General features: G+C 76.4%; 13 protein-coding genes. 6 read left to right on the forward strand and 7 right to left on the reverse strand.

Translation table 11 applies throughout. The features are described from left to right. Window positions 1–46: 46 nt before the first annotated feature. Complete coding sequence (locus ACFUMH_RS05460) at window positions 47–346, reverse strand: DUF4193 domain-containing protein (protein ID WP_135973448.1); 300 nt, start codon at window positions 344–346, stop codon at window positions 47–49. Between the two features lie 205 nt (window positions 347–551). Continuing rightward, window positions 552–1,424, reverse strand: coding sequence for an inositol monophosphatase family protein (locus ACFUMH_RS05465; protein WP_378201595.1), 873 nt, complete (start codon window positions 1,422–1,424; stop codon window positions 552–554). A 164-nt stretch (window positions 1,425–1,588) separates the two neighbouring features. On the opposite strand from ACFUMH_RS05465, the gene sepH reads away from it, so the two are divergent. Next, window positions 1,589–2,779, forward strand: coding sequence for a septation protein SepH (sepH, locus tag ACFUMH_RS05470; protein ID WP_378201599.1), 1,191 nt, complete (start codon window positions 1,589–1,591; stop codon window positions 2,777–2,779). 73 nt (window positions 2,780–2,852) lie between these two features. On the opposite strand, the gene ACFUMH_RS05475 is transcribed toward sepH, so the two are convergent. Genes ACFUMH_RS05475 through ACFUMH_RS05490 form a run of 4 tightly spaced genes read right to left on the reverse strand, consistent with a single transcriptional unit; the run spans window position 2,853 to window position 8,159 of the window. After that, window positions 2,853–3,536 (reverse strand): thymidine kinase, encoded by a 684-nt coding sequence (locus ACFUMH_RS05475; protein ID WP_378201602.1) that lies wholly within the window; start codon window positions 3,534–3,536, stop codon window positions 2,853–2,855. A gap of 35 nt (window positions 3,537–3,571) precedes the next feature. After that, window positions 3,572–4,732, reverse strand: coding sequence for an alkaline phosphatase family protein (locus ACFUMH_RS05480; RefSeq protein ID WP_378201605.1), 1,161 nt, complete (start codon window positions 4,730–4,732; stop codon window positions 3,572–3,574). Next, on the reverse strand, window positions 4,729–5,301 hold the full coding sequence (locus tag ACFUMH_RS05485; protein WP_378201608.1) for a DUF5998 family protein: 573 nt from the start codon (window positions 5,299–5,301) through the stop codon (window positions 4,729–4,731). Before ACFUMH_RS05485 ends, ACFUMH_RS05480 begins: the two co-directional genes overlap by 4 nt. A 32-nt stretch (window positions 5,302–5,333) precedes the next feature. Further along, a complete protein-coding gene (locus tag ACFUMH_RS05490) occupies window positions 5,334–8,159 on the reverse strand; it encodes a GNAT family N-acetyltransferase (protein ID WP_378201611.1) in 2,826 nt (941 codons plus the stop codon). Window positions 8,160–8,290: 131 nt separating this feature from the next. Here ACFUMH_RS05490 and ACFUMH_RS05495 point away from each other — a divergent pair, with 131 nt between their 5' ends. The 4 genes from ACFUMH_RS05495 (at window position 8,291) to ACFUMH_RS05510 (ending at window position 12,661) form a co-directional block, all read left to right on the forward strand. Continuing rightward, a complete protein-coding gene (locus ACFUMH_RS05495) occupies window positions 8,291–10,777 on the forward strand; it encodes a DNA topoisomerase (ATP-hydrolyzing) subunit A (protein ID WP_378201614.1) in 2,487 nt (828 codons plus the stop codon). A 32-nt stretch (window positions 10,778–10,809) separates the two neighbouring features. After that, window positions 10,810–11,271, forward strand: coding sequence for a hypothetical protein (locus ACFUMH_RS05500; protein ID WP_378201616.1), 462 nt, complete (start codon window positions 10,810–10,812; stop codon window positions 11,269–11,271). Window positions 11,272–11,354: 83 nt separating this feature from the next. After that, entirely contained in the window at window positions 11,355–11,816 is a 462-nt protein-coding gene (locus ACFUMH_RS05505; RefSeq protein WP_378201619.1) for a GatB/YqeY domain-containing protein, read from the forward strand. A gap of 86 nt (window positions 11,817–11,902) precedes the next feature. Further along, entirely contained in the window at window positions 11,903–12,661 is a 759-nt protein-coding gene (locus ACFUMH_RS05510) for a hypothetical protein (RefSeq protein WP_378201622.1), read from the forward strand. Between the two features lie 24 nt (window positions 12,662–12,685). Here the strand turns inward: ACFUMH_RS05510 and glgA are convergent, their stop codons facing one another. Beyond that, a complete protein-coding gene (glgA, locus tag ACFUMH_RS05515) occupies window positions 12,686–13,909 on the reverse strand; it encodes a glycogen synthase (protein WP_378201625.1) in 1,224 nt (407 codons plus the stop codon). A gap of 108 nt (window positions 13,910–14,017) precedes the next feature. Between glgA and ACFUMH_RS05520 the strand changes: the two genes are divergently transcribed. Beyond that, window positions 14,018–15,259: a glucose-1-phosphate adenylyltransferase gene (locus ACFUMH_RS05520; RefSeq protein ID WP_378201628.1), complete on the forward strand. Its 1,242-nt coding sequence runs from the start codon at window positions 14,018–14,020 to the stop codon at window positions 15,257–15,259. The last annotated feature ends 29 nt before the right edge of the window (window positions 15,260–15,288 follow it).

The following is a 15,288-nucleotide window of genomic DNA, read 5'->3' on the forward strand; positions in this document are numbered from 1 at the left end:
GCCACCCCCTGCGGGGTGACCGGCCGTCGGTGGGTCGGGGTGCGGCTCAGGCGGCGCACTCCGAGCAGACGGGCTGGCCGTCACGCTCGTAGGCGAGCTGGCTGCGGTGGTGCACCAGGAAGCACTTGGAGCACGTGAACTCGTCGGCCTGGCGGGGCAGGACGCGGACGGAGAGCTCCTCGCCGGACAGATCGGCACCGGGCAGCTCGAAGCCCTCGGCGGCCTCCGTCTCGTCCTCGTCCACCACGCCCGAGTTCTTGTCGGAGCGCCGGGCCTGGAGCTCCTGCAGCGAGTCCTCGCTCAGGTCCTCCTCGGTCTTGCGCGGGGCGTCGTAGTCGGTTGCCATGTGCGGCGTCACACTCCGTCTTCTGCCGTGGGGTCGTGTACGGGGGATCAATGCCTCACGGCCGTTTTTTGTTCCCCGCGCGGACGGATTGTGCCCCACCCGGCGGGCCGACGCGAACACGGACACGTGACCATGTCGTCGCAGGTGACACGGGCCACAGCCGGGAGCGCGCCCACGGCGCCCGGCGGCGCGCGCCGCGCCGTCGTCAGGCGGTGTCGTCGCGGTCGGCGTCCAGCTCGGTGAGCAGGGCGACGAGGTCCGCGACGCGCTCCGCCGGGCCCGCGACGGTCATGTCCGGACCCGCCGGGCGGCCGCGCAGCCCGCGCACGTCGCCGCCCGCCTCGAGCACCACGAGCGACGCCGCCGCCATGTCCCACGGCTGCAGCCCGCGCTCGTAGTGCAGGTCCAGGCGACCGGCCGCCACGTCGCACAGGTCGAGCGCGGCGGAGCCCGCCCGGCGGATGTCGCGGACGCGCGGCAGGAGCTCGACGAGGACCCGTGCCTGCGTGCGCCGGCGCACGGCCACGTACCCGAAGCCCGTGCCCACGAGGCACTCCGCGAGGGGCGCCGGCGGGCCCAGCCGCAGCGGGCGGCCGTCCGCGTGGGCGCCGCGGCCGCGACCGGCGGTGTACGTGCGGTCCTGCGCCGGGGCGTGCACGCACCCGGCCAGGACGGTCCACGTCGCGGGGTCCGGCGCGGTCCCGGCGGCGTCCGCGGCGGGGTCGACGACGGCGGCGAGGCTCACCGCGTACGCCGGGATCCCGTACAGGTAGTTGACGGTGCCGTCGATGGGGTCGACCACCCACGTGACGCCCGACGTCCCCGCGCGGTACCCGTCCTCCTCGCCGAGCACGCCGTCGTCCGGCCGCAGCCGGGCGAGCGCGGTGCGCACCAGCTCCTCGCTCGCGAGGTCCATCGCCGTGACGACGTCGACGGCGCTCGACTTCGTCGCCGCCACGCGGACGTCGCCCGGCCGGCCCTCGTGCACGAGCGCGCCCGCCCGCAGCGCGACGTCCTGCGCGACCCGCACCAGCGCGTCGACCTGCTCGGGCGTGGCCGCCGTGCTCGCTGCGCTCATGCGTCCATCCTGCCGCAGCGGGCCGGCCCGGCCGCGCGGCACGAAAGGTGCGACGAGGGGTGTGACGCACGCCGTGCCGCGCCGGGTGGCGGCGCACCGGGCCGAGGTGCGCGCTCCCGCGCCGGATCGGTGGCAGGCTCGTCCCCGGAGCCCCGGGAGGTCGGATGGGTGAGCTGGAGCTGGTCGGTCTGCACGAGGACGGGGAGCACCTCGTCCTCGTCGCGCCCGACGGGCAGCGCTACCGCCTGCGCATCGACGAGCCGCTGCGTGCGGCGGTCCGCCGCGACCGCCCGCAGCTCGAGCAGCTGCGCGCGGAGCGGGCGGGGACGCTGAGCCCGCGCGAGATCCAGGCGCGGATCCGCGCCGGCGCGACCGCGCAGGAGGTCGCGGACGCCTCGGGCGTCCCCGTCGAGTCCGTGCGCCGCTACGAGGGTCCGGTGCTCGCCGAGCGCGAGTGGGTCGCCGAGCAGGCGCGCGCCACGCGCGTCGGCCGGGACGCCGGCGCGCCCGTGCTGGGCGACCTCGTCACGGACCGCCTCGCCGCGCGCGGGGTGGACCCGACGTCGCTGGCGTGGGACGCCGCGCGCGAGGGCACCGGCCCGTGGACGGTCGTCGCCCGGTTCGTCGTCGCGGACGCGCCGCGCGAGGCCCGGTGGACGTACGACCCCGTGGGACGCGCCGTCGTGGCGGTCGAGGACGAGGCGCGGTGGCTGTCGGAGACCGAGCTCGACGAGCCCGTGTCCCGACGTCACCTCGCCGCCGTGCGCGACGTCGTGTTCGACATCGACGCGATGTCCGCCGCCGCCGAGCCGCAGCCGGTGCCCGAGCAGCCGGAGCCGACGCACGTGCTGCTCGACGAGCTGCGCTCCCGCCGCGGCGTGCGGCAGCCGCTCGACGAGGTCGAGGACGACGAGGAGTTCGAGGGCTTCGGGCCGCAGCACGCCTTCGACTTCTCCGCCGTGGGCGTCGACGACGCGTCCGTGCCCGGCGCGCACCCGCTGGACGCCGACCCGGAGCGCGAGGCGGTCGTGCTGCCGCCGCCGCCCGCCGACCTGCCGGCGGAGCCGGCCGAGCCCGCGCCGCCGGTGCGAGCGGTGCCGGCGCCCTCCGAGCGGACGGCGCGGCAGCGGCCCACCCAGGCGGAGCAGCCCGCGCCGCAGCAGGCCGGCCCGGGCCCGGCAGGCGGCCCGGCAGGCGGCCCGGCAGGGCCGGCGCAGCCCGCCGCCCGGACGGGCGCCGAGCCGGCGTCCGGCACCGAGCCGACGGACCGCCCCGCGCCCGAGCGCCGCGCCCGGCGGACGCGGGCCAAGGTGCCGAGCTGGGACGAGATCGTCTTCGGCGCGAAGCCGGAGTAGCCGGCGGCCGCGCGGCGCCCGTCGGCCGGCGGCGCCCGTCAGCCGTCGGTACGCCGTCAGCCGTCGGCGCCCCTCAGCCGTCGGTACGCCCCGGCGCCGCCTCCTCGAAGAGCGCCTGCTCACCCGGACCCGCGACGGCGCGGGCGGTCGCCGCGGTCATCCGCCGCACGTGGTGCCGCCGGCAGAGCACCTCGTAGGCGACCTCCGCGGCGTGCTCGCGGTCGTCGGCCTCGACGTCCCCCACGACCACCTGCTCGCCCTCGACGACCATGACGCCGCCGACCGTGCGCGCGTTGTGGGTGGCCCGGGCACCGCACCAGCACAGCGCGCGGACCTGCAGCACCTCGACGCGGTCCGCCAGCTCGACGAGCCGCGCGGACCCGGGGAACAGCCGCGCCCGGAAGTCGGTGGTGATGCCGAAGGCGAAGACGTCGGCCGACAGCTCGTCGACCACGCGCGCGAGCTGCTCGACCTGCGCGGCGGTGTAGAACTGCGCCTCGTCGGCGATGAGGTAGTCCACCGGGCGGCCGCGCGTGCGGCGCGTGACGACCTCGGCCCAGAAGTCGGTGCGGTCGTCGACCTCCTCGGCCGCGCGGCGCAGGCCCAGGCGCGACGAGATGGTCGCGGTGCCCGCGCGGTCCTGCCGCGTGAACAGCACGCCGTCACGGCCCCGCGCGGCGTGGTTGTGGTGCATCTGGAGCGCGAGCGTCGACTTGCCGCAGTCCATCGTCCCGGAGAAGAAGACCAGCTCGGCCACGCGTCAGGCCCCTCCCGTCGTCGGTGCGTCCCCGCTCACGCGTGCACCAGCAGCGGCACGAGCATCTCGCGGGCGGTCAGCGAGCCGTGCACCCCCAGGAGCGCGATCGAGGCGGGCGTCTGCGTGCGCGAGTCGACGACGGTCGCGGCGCCGGTCATCGCGACGACGACGTCGCCGACGACGGGGCGCACGTGCTCCGCGACGGGCCCGAACCAGCCGTCCGCGACCGCGGCGTCGCGGGTCGTCACGACCGCGTCGGTACCGAGCGCGGTGCGCCACCGGTCGGCCACGCGGTCGGGGTCGGCGCCGGGGTCGAGGTGCAGGTGCAGGGCGCGCGGCTCCCCCGCGGTCAGGGCGACGTCGGCACCGAGCACGGGGTCGGTCGCGACGTCCCGGCGCAGCGCCGGGTCGACGTCGACCATGCCGTGGTCGGCGGTCACGACGAGGAGGGTGCCGCGCGGCAGCGACCGCGCCAGCCGGGCGAGCGCGGCGTCGAGCTCCGACAGCGCGTCGCCCCACTGCCACGAGCCCCAGCCGTGGTGGTGGCCGGCCTTGTCGACCTCGCCCCAGTACAGGTACGTCAGGCCCGGGGCCCGCAGCGACCGCACGGTCGCGTCGACGCGGTCGTCGAGCCGCTCCGCCGCGACGTACGCGGGCCCCCGCAGGGCGGCGTTCGTCAGACCGGAGCCGGCGAACCGCGCGGGCCCGACGCTCGCGACGGGCAGGCCGGCGGCGACGGCACCCTCGAGCACGGTGGGCTCCCGCTGCCAGGTGCGTGCGTCGGGCAGGTCGGTCCAGGAGACGAGGTTGCCGAGCCCGCCCGTCGCGGGGACGCGCACGGTGTACCCGAGCATGCCGGTGGCGCCGGGCGACGCGGCCGTGCCGAACGTGCCGAGCGCCGTCGCGGTGGTGGACGGGAACGTCGTGACCAGCGGCTCCGCGCCCGGGAGCAGCGACCGCAGGAACGGCGCGTGCCCGCCGCGCTCGACGAGGTTGAGGTGCCCGAGGCCGTCCACGAGGACGACGCACGCCCGCTCGACGGCCGGCAGGGCCAGCGCCTCGCGCGCGGCCGCTCCCCCGGCGACGTCGGTGCCGAGCGCCGCCACGACGGCGGGCAGGACGTGCGCGAGCGACCGCGTCCCCGACCCGGGGAGCACGAGCTCCTCGGCGTCGCGCGTGACGGGTCCGGCGCTCACCGGCGCGCCGACGCGGCCGACAGCGTGCGCCCGAAGGCGAGCGCGGCGCGCACGGCGTCGCGCCCCTCGGCCGCGGCGCTGACCCGGACGACGACGTCGTCGGGCGTGAGCGTGCCGGTCAGGCCGTGGTCGGCGTCGCACGACGGGTCCGGGCAGCTCGCGGGCTCGAGGTCGACGCGCTGGACGGCGCCCCAGCCGACGGCGAGCGTCAGCTCGGTCGGGCCGTCGCCCCGGCGGTGCTCCTGCGGGTTCGGCACGACGTGCGTGACGGCGACCGACCGCAGCTCGGAGAGCGGCACCGCCTCCGTGGTCGCGGACGCGCTGGCGGACGGGTGCTCCGAGTCGGCCGGGTGGTCGTCCACGTGCGCGACCACGAGCCGCGTCGGCGTCAGCGCCAGCACGGTGACGTGCCGCCGGACCTCCGAGGCGTCGAACGTGGTCTCGGGGTGCACGAGGTGGGCCACGACCTCCTCGCCGGCGAGCGCGAGGTCGAGGACGTCGCTCACGAGCTCGGGGTAGTAGCCGGCGCGGTGCAGGTCGTGCTGGAGGGTCGTCGACGGTGCGGGCACGGTCCCATCCTCCCACCCCCGGCGACGCCGTCTCACGTCCGGGCCAGCCGGCGCAGCGCGTCCGCACGGTCGGCGGGGGCCACCGACGCCGACGCGCCGAGCACCACGACGCCCGACGTCGACACGACGACGGGCGCGAGCTCCAGCGCGCGCAGGTCCGGCAGCGCGTCCGCGAGGACGGAGACGCGCGCGACGAGGTCCTCGACGGCGGCGACGTCGAGGCGCGGCAGCCCCCGGTAGCCGAACAGGCGCGGGGCCGCGCGCGGCGTGCGCACGATCTCCGTGACGTCGACGTCCGTGAGCGGCGGGACGCCGTACGCCACGTCGCCGAGCAGGTCGGTCGCGTCGCCCGACAGGCCGAAGCTGATGACGGGCCCGAACAGCGGGTCCTCGGCGGACCGCACGACGCACGGCACGCCGTGCGGCGCCATCGCCTGGACCTCGAGCGGCGGCACGCCCGGGCCGGGGTCGTGGTCGGCCGCGAGCGCGAGGATCCCCGCGACGTCGGCGCGCATCTCGGCGGCGTCGGCGACGTCGAGGCGGACGCCGCCGAGGTCCGCGCGGTGCCGCAGCGCCGGCACGGTCGTCTTGACGGCCACCGGCCAGCCCAGCCGCTCCGCCGCGGCGACGGCCTCGTCGGCGTCGTGCACGCGCACCGACGGCAGCACGTGCACGCCGACCGTGCCGAGCAGCTCCGCGACCGCCGCCGGCGACAGCGGCACGGGCCGGCCGTCCGTCGCGCGCCCGGCCGCGAGGTGCGCCGCGACGAGCCGCTCGGCGGCGCGCGTGTCGACGCCCTCGGGGCGCACGGGCCGCCCCCGGTCGGTGCCGCGCCACGCGGCGTACCGGGTCGCGTGGCCCAGCGCGAGCACGGCGTCCTCGGGGGCGCTGTACGCGGGCACGGTCCGCACGCGTCCGCTCGGGTCCGTGGCCGTGAGCTCCGGCGTGATGCCGTGCAGGTCCACCATGCACGCGACCGTCGTGCGGCCCGTCGCGGCGGCCGCACGGGCCACCTCGCGCGGCACCACGGGGTCGGGCGTGCCGAGCGTCGGCAGGCGCACGGCGACGACGACGTCGGTCTGCTCGTCCGCGTACAGCCGGTCGACGGTCGCGCGGACGTCGTCCGCGGGGGCGTCCTCGGCCAGCAGCTCCACGCGGCCCGTCACGACGAGCCCGGCGGCGGCGGCCGCCTCGGCGACGAGCGCGGCGACGCTGGCCGAGCTCGCGAGGATCGACGTGCGTCGCCCGCTCGGCAGCGGCTGGTGCGCCAGCACCTGCACGACGTCGAGCAGCTGGTGCTGGTTCTCGACGCGGATCACGCCCGACTGGCGCATCACCTCCTCGAGCGTGCGCCGCGGCGCCCGGGTGGGACGCACGGCGTGCCCGGGCGGCACCACCTGGCCGGAGCGCCCCGCGGTGACGACGACCACGGGCTTGTGCGTCGCGAGCCGGCGCGCGACGCGGGAGAACTTGCGCGGGTTCCCGATCGACTCCAGGTAGAGACCGACGACGTCCGTGCTGTCGTCCTCGCCCCAGAACTGCATGAGGTCGTTGCCGGACACGTCGGCGCGGTGGCCGGCCGAGACGAACTGCGCGAGGCCGAGCCCCCGGCGGTCCACGGCCGCCAGCAGCGGGACGGCCATGGGCGCGGACTGGCAGAACAGCCCGATGCGGCCCGCCCGCGGCGGGCGCTCGGCGAGCGACACGTCGAGCGTCGTCCCGTCGAGCCGGCTGACGATGCCGAACGACGCCGGCCCGACGAGCCGCATCCCCGCGCCGTGCACCACGCCGAGCAGCAGGCGCAGCCGGGCGAGCCCCTCGGGGCCGGCCTCGGCGAACCCCGACGACAGCAGCACCAGGCCGCGCACGCCGAGCGCGCCCAGGCGCCGCGCGACGTCGAGCACCTGCTCCGCCGGCAGCACGACGACCGCCAGCTCGACGGGCCCGGGCACGTCGTCGACCCGCCGGTGGAGGTGCACGCCGTCGCCGCTCCCGTCGTCCTCCCCCGGCCCGCCGTCGCCCACACCGACGGCGTGCACGACGACCGTGCCCTCGCGCGCGGCCGGCAGCAGGCCCGTCAGCACCCGCCGGGCGTGGGCCCCGTGCAGCCCCCGCGCCGGGTCGGGCCCCGGGCCCACGACGAGCACGGACCGCGCCGACAGCAGCGCGCGCATCGACCGCGCCTCGGCGCGGTGCTCCCGGTCCGCCATGACGGCGAGCGAGCGCTCGGTCGGGTCGATGTCGAACGTCACCTGCACGACGCCGTCCTCGGTGCGCTGCCGCACCTCGTACCCGGCGTCGCGGAACACGTGCAGCATGCGCCCGTTCTGCGGCAGCACCTCGGCGACGAACCGCCGCACACCGCGCTCGCGGGCCGCGGCGGCGAGGTGCTCGAGCAGCACGGAGGCGAGCCCCTTGCCCTGGTGGGCGTCGGCGATGTTGAACGCGACCTCGGCGGACTCGCCGTCGACGCGGTCGTAGCGCGCGACGCCGATGATCCGCTCGGGCGGGTCGCCCGCCGACGCCTCCTCGTCGGGCGCCACGTCCCCCGCACCGACGGCACCGGGCGCCGCCGTGACCGCGACGAGCGCGACGCGGTCGACGTGGTCGACCCGCACCAGCCGCTGCAGGTCGCGCTCCGGCAGCCGCTCGAGCGCGGCGAAGAAGCGCAGGAACGTCGACCGCTCCGACTGGGCGACGTGGAAGGCCTGCAGCGCGTCGGCGTCCTCCGGCCGGATCGGCCGCAGCCGCGTCGTCGACCCGTCGTGCAGGACGACGTCCGCCTCCCACGTGGCGGGGTACGGGCCGGTGCCCGGCTCCGCGGGCGCGTGGGGCGGACGGGGGACGACGTCGGCCATGCCGCCAGGCTAGCGGGGCGCCGGGCCCGCGCGCCGTCCGGGCGTGCCGTGGCCACGACGACCCCGCGTGCGCGCGAGAATGGGCGCCGCGGCGCCCGCCGCGTCCCCGCACCCGAGGAGCAGACCACCCCATGGCGCGTCGTCCCGCGACCCCCGACCTGCCGCCCGAGGACCTCGTCGAGAAGATCGTCGACATCGACGTCTCCACCGAGATGGAGGGGTCGTTCCTCGAGTACGCGTACTCGGTCATCTACTCGCGGGCGCTGCCGGACGCGCGGGACGGACTCAAGCCCGTGCAGCGGCGGATCGTCTACCAGATGGCCGACATGGGCCTGCGGCCCGACCGCCCGTACGTGAAGTCGGCGCGCGTCGTCGGCGAGGTCATGGGCAAGCTCCACCCCCACGGCGACGCGCCGATCTACGACGCGATGGTCCGCCTCGCGCAGGCGTTCTCGCTGCGCCTGCCGCTGGTCGACGGCCACGGCAACTTCGGCTCGCTCGACGACGGCCCGGCGGCCTCCCGGTACACCGAGGCGCGCATGGCACCGTCGGCGATGGCGATGACGCAGGGCCTCGACGAGGACGTCGTCGACCTCGTCCCCAACTACGACAGCAAGCTCACGCAGCCGGCCGTGCTGCCGGCGGCGATCCCGAACCTGCTGGTCAACGGCGCGACGGGCATCGCGGTCGGCATGGCCACCAACATGGCGCCGCACAACCTCGTCGAGGTCGTCGCGGCGGCCCGGCACCTCGTGCTGCACCCGGACGCCACGCTCGAGGACCTCATGCGGTTCGTCCCGGGGCCGGACCTGCCGACGGGCGGCAAGATCGTCGGCCTCGACGGCGTGCGCGACGCCTACCGCACGGGCCGCGGCGCGTTCCGCACCCGCGCGACGGCGCGCATCGAGAACGTGACGCCCAAGCGCAAGGGCATCGTGGTCACCGAGCTGCCCTACCTGGTCGGCCCCGAGAAGGTCATCGAGAAGATCAAGGAGGGCGTGCAGTCCAAGAAGCTCTCGGGCATCGCGGACGCCGTCGACCTCACCGACCGCCAGCACGGCCTGCGCCTCGTCATCGAGGTCAAGACCGGGTTCCTGCCGGAGGCCGTGCTCGAGCAGCTCTACCGCTACACGCCGATGGAGGACTCGTTCTCCATCAACAACGTCGCGCTCGTCGACGGGCAGCCGCGCACCCTCGGTCTGCGCGAGCTGCTGCAGGTCTGGGTCGGCCACCGCATCGACGTCGTGCGCCGCCGCTCGCGCTACCGGCTGCGCAAGCGGCAGGAGCGCCTGCACCTCGTCGAGGGCCTCCTCGTCGCGATCCTCGACATCGACGAGGTCATCCAGGTCATCCGCTCCTCGGACGACTCCGACGAGGCGCGCACCCGCCTGCGCTCGGTCTTCGACCTCTCCGAGCCGCAGGCCGAGTACATCCTCGAGCTGCGCCTGCGCCGCCTGACGCGGTTCTCGCGCATCGAGCTCGAGCGCGAGCAGCAGGAGCTCAAGGACGAGATCGCCCGGCTCGAGGCGCTGCTCGCCGACGACGCGCTGCTGCGCGGACTCGTCTCCGACGAGATGGCCGAGGTGGCCGCGACGTACGGCACGCCGCGCCGCACGATCCTGCTCGAGCACGCGGGCGGCGCGAGCGTCGCCGGCGCGGCGGCCTCCGCGCCCACGGGACGCGGCAAGGGCGCGGCACCGCTCGAGATCCCCGACTCGCCGTGCTGGGCGCTGCTGTCGGCGACCGGGCTGCTCGCCCGCACCGCCGACCACGGCGAGCCCGGCCGCGGCGACGGCTCGCAGCGCAGCCGGCACGACGTCGTGGCGTCGGCGGTCCCGACGACCGCCCGCGCCGAGGTGGGGGCGCTCACCTCACGCGGCCGCGTCGTGCGCGTGCCGGTGCTCGACCTGCCGTCGCTGCCGCCGACCGACGGCCCGCCCACGCTGTCGGGCGGCCTGCCCGTCGGCGAGGCGGTGACGCTGGAGAAGGACGAGCGCGTCGTGGCGCTCGTGCCGCTGACCGCGGACGCGGCGCCGCTCGCCCTCGCCACGGCGCAGGGCGTCGTCAAGCGCGTCACGCCCGGGGACGTGCCGGGCAACCGCGACGCGTGGGAGGTCGTGGCCCTCAAGGACGGCGACGAGGTCGTCGGCGGCGCCACCGCCCGCGACGAGGACGAGCTCGTCCTCGTGTCGACGGACACCTCGCTGCTGCACTTCCCCGCGGCGCACGTGCGCCCGCAGGGACGCGCCGCGGGCGGCATGGCGGGCATCAAGCTCGGCACGGGGGCGCGGGTCGTGGCCTTCTCGGTGGTCCGCCCCGAGGACGCCGACCCCGTGGTCGTCACCGTCGCGGGAGCCTCGACGGCACTGCCCGGCACGCAGACCGGCTCGGTCAAGGTGACCCCGTTCGCGCTGTACCCGGCGAAGGGGCGCGCGACCGGCGGCGTCCGCTCGCACCGGTTCCTCAAGGGCGAGGACGCGCTGATCCTCGCCCACGTCGGCGCCTCCCCCGCGCGCGCGACCGGCTCCGGCGGGCAGCCCGTGCCGCTGCCCGAGCCCGATCCGCGCCGCGACGGCTCGGGCGTCCCGCTGTCCGCACCGGTCCACGCGATCGGCTGACGCGTGGCCACCCGGGAGGCGGGGAGGTGGTGGTGACGGCACAGCAGTTCACGACGATCTCGCTGATCGAGGACCGCACGCTGCGTGAGTCCTCGGGCGGCGACTTCGGCGTGCCGGGGTCGGCGTGGGCCACCGTCGTGCAGGTCGCCGTCGGGAACCCGGCGCATTTCAGCTGGTGGTGGTGGCCCCGCCAGCCGGGCGAGTGGCGCGTCTCCCGCTTCCGGCACCGGGCGCGGTACGACTTCGACATCCTCGCCCGGGTGCGCTCCCCGCAGTTCGTGGAGACGAGCGCGCACTTCGTCTCCCCGGTGCACGGCCCCCGCGCGGTCGTCCTGGACGCATGGGACCGGGAGCGCGCGTACGCACTCGTCCGCGCGCAGGTCGACGGCGCCCGCGGTGCTGACGTCGTCTCGGCCCTGCGCGACCTGCAGCGCACGTGCTGGGTCCACATCCCGGACGACGACACGTGGTTCGACGTCCCGATGGAGGACTAAGCCGGGTTTCCGGGCGGCCATGCGATTCCACAGGAGCCGCATATCCGAGCGACGTCACCATGCCCGTCCGGCACGCTGGTGCCATGACCACGCTCGACCGGCTCGACGCCGACCTCACCGCCGCCATGAAGGCCCGCGACACCACCCGCACCGGCACGCTGCGCCAGGCGATCGGCGCCGTGCGCGCCGAGGCGAAGGCCGGCCCGGCCGCGCGGGACCTCTCCGAGGACGACGTGCTCGCCGTGCTGGCGCGCGAGGTGAAGAAGCGGCGCGAGTCCGCGCAGATCTACACCGACGCGGGCGCGGCCGACCGCGCCGCGACCGAGACCGCCGAGGCCGACCTCATCGCGACCTACCTGCCCGCCGCCCCGACCGGCGAGGAGCTCGCCGCGCTCGTGCGCACCGTCGTCGACGAGCTCGACGCGACGTCGCCGAAGGACATGGGCCGCGTGATGAAGGAGGTCTCCGCCCGGGCAGGCCGCGGCGCCGACGGCCGCACGCTCTCGACGCTCGTCCGCGAGGAGCTGGCGGCCCGCGCGTCCTGACGCCCCCGGGCGCTCCCACCCGCCGGTGACGCAGGGCACGGCGCGGTCGCGCGTCGACCGCGCCGCGCCCGTCCTACCGTGGTTGCGTGGCACCCGCGCTCCAGCTCCCCCGCTCCGTCCTGCTCGCCCTGTGGCTGACCGCCCCCGCCGACGCGCGCCGGGCGACCCTCGCCGTCCAGGGCGAGGACGAGCCGCACGCCGTGCACCGCGGCGACGACGACGTCGTCCCGCTCGTGCAGTGGCTCACCGACTCGGCGGCCGCGACGGAGGTGGGCGTTGCCCTGCCGGTGCCCGGCGAGCCCGTGGCGGTGCCGCCGCCGGCCTCCGGCCCGGCCATCGAGGTGGGCGAGTCGGTGCTGGTGGCGCGGGGCGACGCGACGGTCGTGGCCGTGCCGCGCGTCGAGCGGTTCGGTTCCGACCTCGAGCCGGGGCACCTCGTGCGCTGGCACGTCACCGCGGTGCCGGACTGGCGCCCGGCCGCGCACGCGCAGGTCGGCTCGCTGGAGGACGCCGAGCGCGCCCTGCGCGACGGCCTGCGCACGGCCACGGAGGCACTCGTCGACCTCGACGTGGCGCGCTGGAGCGCCGACGCGGCCGAGGAGATCGCGGTCGTCCGCGACGGCGCGCTCACGCCGTCCCGCATCCCGCCGGGCGTCGAGGCGCAGCGGCTGCGCGTGCTCACCAGCGCGGCACGCCTGCGCGCGATCGTCCGGCTCGCGACGCGGGACGACGGCGGCGCCGTGAACACGTGGCAGGCGGACCAGCGCGCGACCGCGCTGCGCGAGGTCGACCGGGTGGCGCGCCGCGCGATGGCGGCCGCGGCGACGCGGCTCGCCGGCGGCTGACGGCCCGGGGCGCGGTGGCGCGCGTCAGCCCCCGAGCACCGTCCGGTAGACATCGAGCGTGCGCTCGCCGATCGCGCGCCACGAGAAATGCTCCTCGACGCGCCGGCGCGAGGCGACGCCGAAGGCGGCCGCCCGCTCCCGGTCGGCGACCGCGTCGGCGAGCGCGGCGCCCAGGTCGGCGACGAACCGGTCCGGGTCGACGGGCGTCCCGGTGCCGTCCTGCACCTGCTCGATCGGCACGAGCCACCCCGTGACGCCGTCGTCGACGACCTCGGGGATGCCGCCGGTGGCGGTGCCGACGACCGGCAGGCCGACGGCCATGGCCTCGAGGTTGACGATGCCGAGCGGCTCGTAGACGGACGGGCAGACGAAGACGGTGCCGTGCGCGAGGACCGCGCACAGCTCCGCGCGGGGCAGCATCCGCTCGATCCAGACGACGCCGCCGCGCCGGGCCTGCAGCCCCTCGACGAGACCGGTCACCTCGGCCATGATCTCGGGCGTGTCCGGGGCGCCGGCGCACAGCACGAGCTGCACGTCCGCGGGCAGCGACTCGGCCGCGCGCAGCAGGTACGGCAGGCCCTTCTGCCGGGTGATCCGGCCGACGAACACGACCGCCGGACGGTCGGGGTCGATGCCGAGCCCCTCGACGACGGCGCGCGCCCGCGCGGTCGCCTCCTCGCCCTCGGGACGTCGCCACCCGTCGAGGTCGATGCCGTTGTGCACGACGTGCACGCGGTCCGGGTCGACCGCGGGGTACGCGCGCAGGATGTCGGCGCGCATGCCGGCGCTCACGGCGATGACGCCTGCGGCGGCCTCGTAGGCGGTGCGCTCGACCCACGACGACAGCGCGTACCCGCCGCCGAGCTGCTCGGCCTTCCACGGACGCAGCGGCTCGAGGCTGTGCGCGGTCACGACGTGCGGCACGCCGTACAGCAGCGACGCCAGGTGCCCGGCGAGGTTCGCGTACCAGGTGTGGGAGTGCACGAGGTCGGTGGCCGCACCACCGTCGCGGCCGATGCCGTCGACGATCGACAGGTCGACCCCCATCGTCGCGAGCGCCGGGTTCGCGCCCGCGAGCGCCTCGGGGACCGCGTAGCCGTGCGTACCCGGCTCCTCGACGGGCGCGTCGAACGCGTGCACGCGCACGTCCACGAGGTCGCGCAGCACGGCCGTCAGCCCGGCGACGTGGACGCCGGCGCCGCCGTACACGTGCGGCGGGTACTCGCGGGTCAGCAGGTCGACGCGCACGGGGAGCCTCCAGGTCGCGACCGGCCTGGTCAGCCGGTCCTGGACGACACGCTAGCGCCCACGCCGCGTCGCCTCGCTGCGAGCGCCGGACAGCCCTAGGTTGGGTCCATGCCAGCGCCGCGTGTCCTCGCCATCGTCCTCGCCGGAGGGGAGGGGAAGCGGCTCATGCCCCTGACCGCGCACCGGGCGAAGCCCGCGGTCCCCTTCGGCGGCATCTACCGCCTGATCGACTTCGCGCTGTCGAACGTCATCAACTCGCACTACCTGCACGTCATCGTGCTCACCCAGTACAAGTCCCACAGCCTCGACCGGCACGTGTCCCGCACGTGGCGCATGTCGCCGCTGCTGGGCAACTACGTCGCCGCGGTGCCGGCGCAGCAGCGCGTGGGCAAGCACTGGTACCTCGGCAGCGCCGACGCGATCTACCAGTGCCTCAACATCATCGACGACGAGCGGCCCGACATCGTCGTCGTGGTCGGCGCCGACCACGTCTACCGCATGGACTTCTCGCAGATGGTCGACTCGCACATCGAGTCGGGCGCGGAGCTGACGGTGGCGGGCATCCGCCAGCCGATCGGCATGGCCGACCAGTTCGGCGTCATCGAGACGGAGCCGTCCGACCCCACGCGCATCGCGGCGTTCCGGGAGAAGCCGTCCGACCCCACGCCGGTGCCGGGCTCCCCCACCGAGATCCTCGCGTCGATGGGCAACTACGTGGCCGACGCGGACGCGCTGGTGCGCGCGGTGACGGCCGACGCGGAGGACGTGAACTCCCGGCACGACATGGGCGGCGACATCGTCCCGTGGTTCGTCGAGCGCGGGACCGCGGGCGTCTACGACTTCATCCGCAACGACGTGCCCGGCTCGACCGACCGCGACCGCGACTACTGGCGCGACGTCGGCACGATCGACTCGTACTACGACGCCAACCAGGACCTGATCTCGATCGAGCCGGTCTTCAACCTCTACAACGAGGAGTGGCCGCTCTTCACGGGCTACACGGGCCTGCCGCCGGCGAAGTTCGTGCACGCGGGCGCCGGCCGCCTCGGGCACGCCGCGGACTCGATCGTCTCCCCCGGCGTCCTGGTGTCCGGCGCGACGGTGTCGTCGTCGGTCCTGTCCCCCGGCGTGCGGCTGCACTCGTGGGCGCAGGTGACGGACTCGGTGCTCATGGACGGCGTCGAGGTGTCGCGCTACGCGCAGGTGCACCGCGCGATCCTCGACAAGAACGTCATCGTCCCCGAGCGGGCGCGTGTCGGCCTGGACCACGAGCACGACCGTGCGCGCGGGTTCACGGTGACCGAGAGCGGCATCACCGTGGTGCCCAAGGGCTCGATCATCGACGACTGAGCCGCGCCGGACGACCGAGCCGCACCGCC

It is taken from the genome of Cellulomonas sp. NPDC057328 (genome assembly GCF_042667215.1).
Taxonomy (GTDB): domain Bacteria; phylum Actinomycetota; class Actinomycetes; order Actinomycetales; family Cellulomonadaceae; genus Cellulomonas.

Coding starts and splice junctions, on each gene's coding strand:
- ACFUMH_RS05465 (WP_378201595.1), bottom strand. CDS start 1,424: ATGAGCGCAGCGAGCACGGCGGCCACGCCCGAGCAGGTCGACGCGCTG.
- ACFUMH_RS05460 (WP_135973448.1), bottom strand. CDS start 346: ATGGCAACCGACTACGACGCCCCGCGCAAGACCGAGGAGGACCTGAGC.
- ACFUMH_RS05490 (WP_378201611.1), bottom strand. CDS start 8,159: ATGGCCGACGTCGTCCCCCGTCCGCCCCACGCGCCCGCGGAGCCGGGC.
- ACFUMH_RS05495 (WP_378201614.1), top strand. CDS start 8,291: ATGGCGCGTCGTCCCGCGACCCCCGACCTGCCGCCCGAGGACCTCGTC.
- ACFUMH_RS05505 (WP_378201619.1), top strand. CDS start 11,355: ATGACCACGCTCGACCGGCTCGACGCCGACCTCACCGCCGCCATGAAG.
- sepH (WP_378201599.1), top strand. CDS start 1,589: ATGGGTGAGCTGGAGCTGGTCGGTCTGCACGAGGACGGGGAGCACCTC.
- ACFUMH_RS05520 (WP_378201628.1), top strand. CDS start 14,018: ATGCCAGCGCCGCGTGTCCTCGCCATCGTCCTCGCCGGAGGGGAGGGG.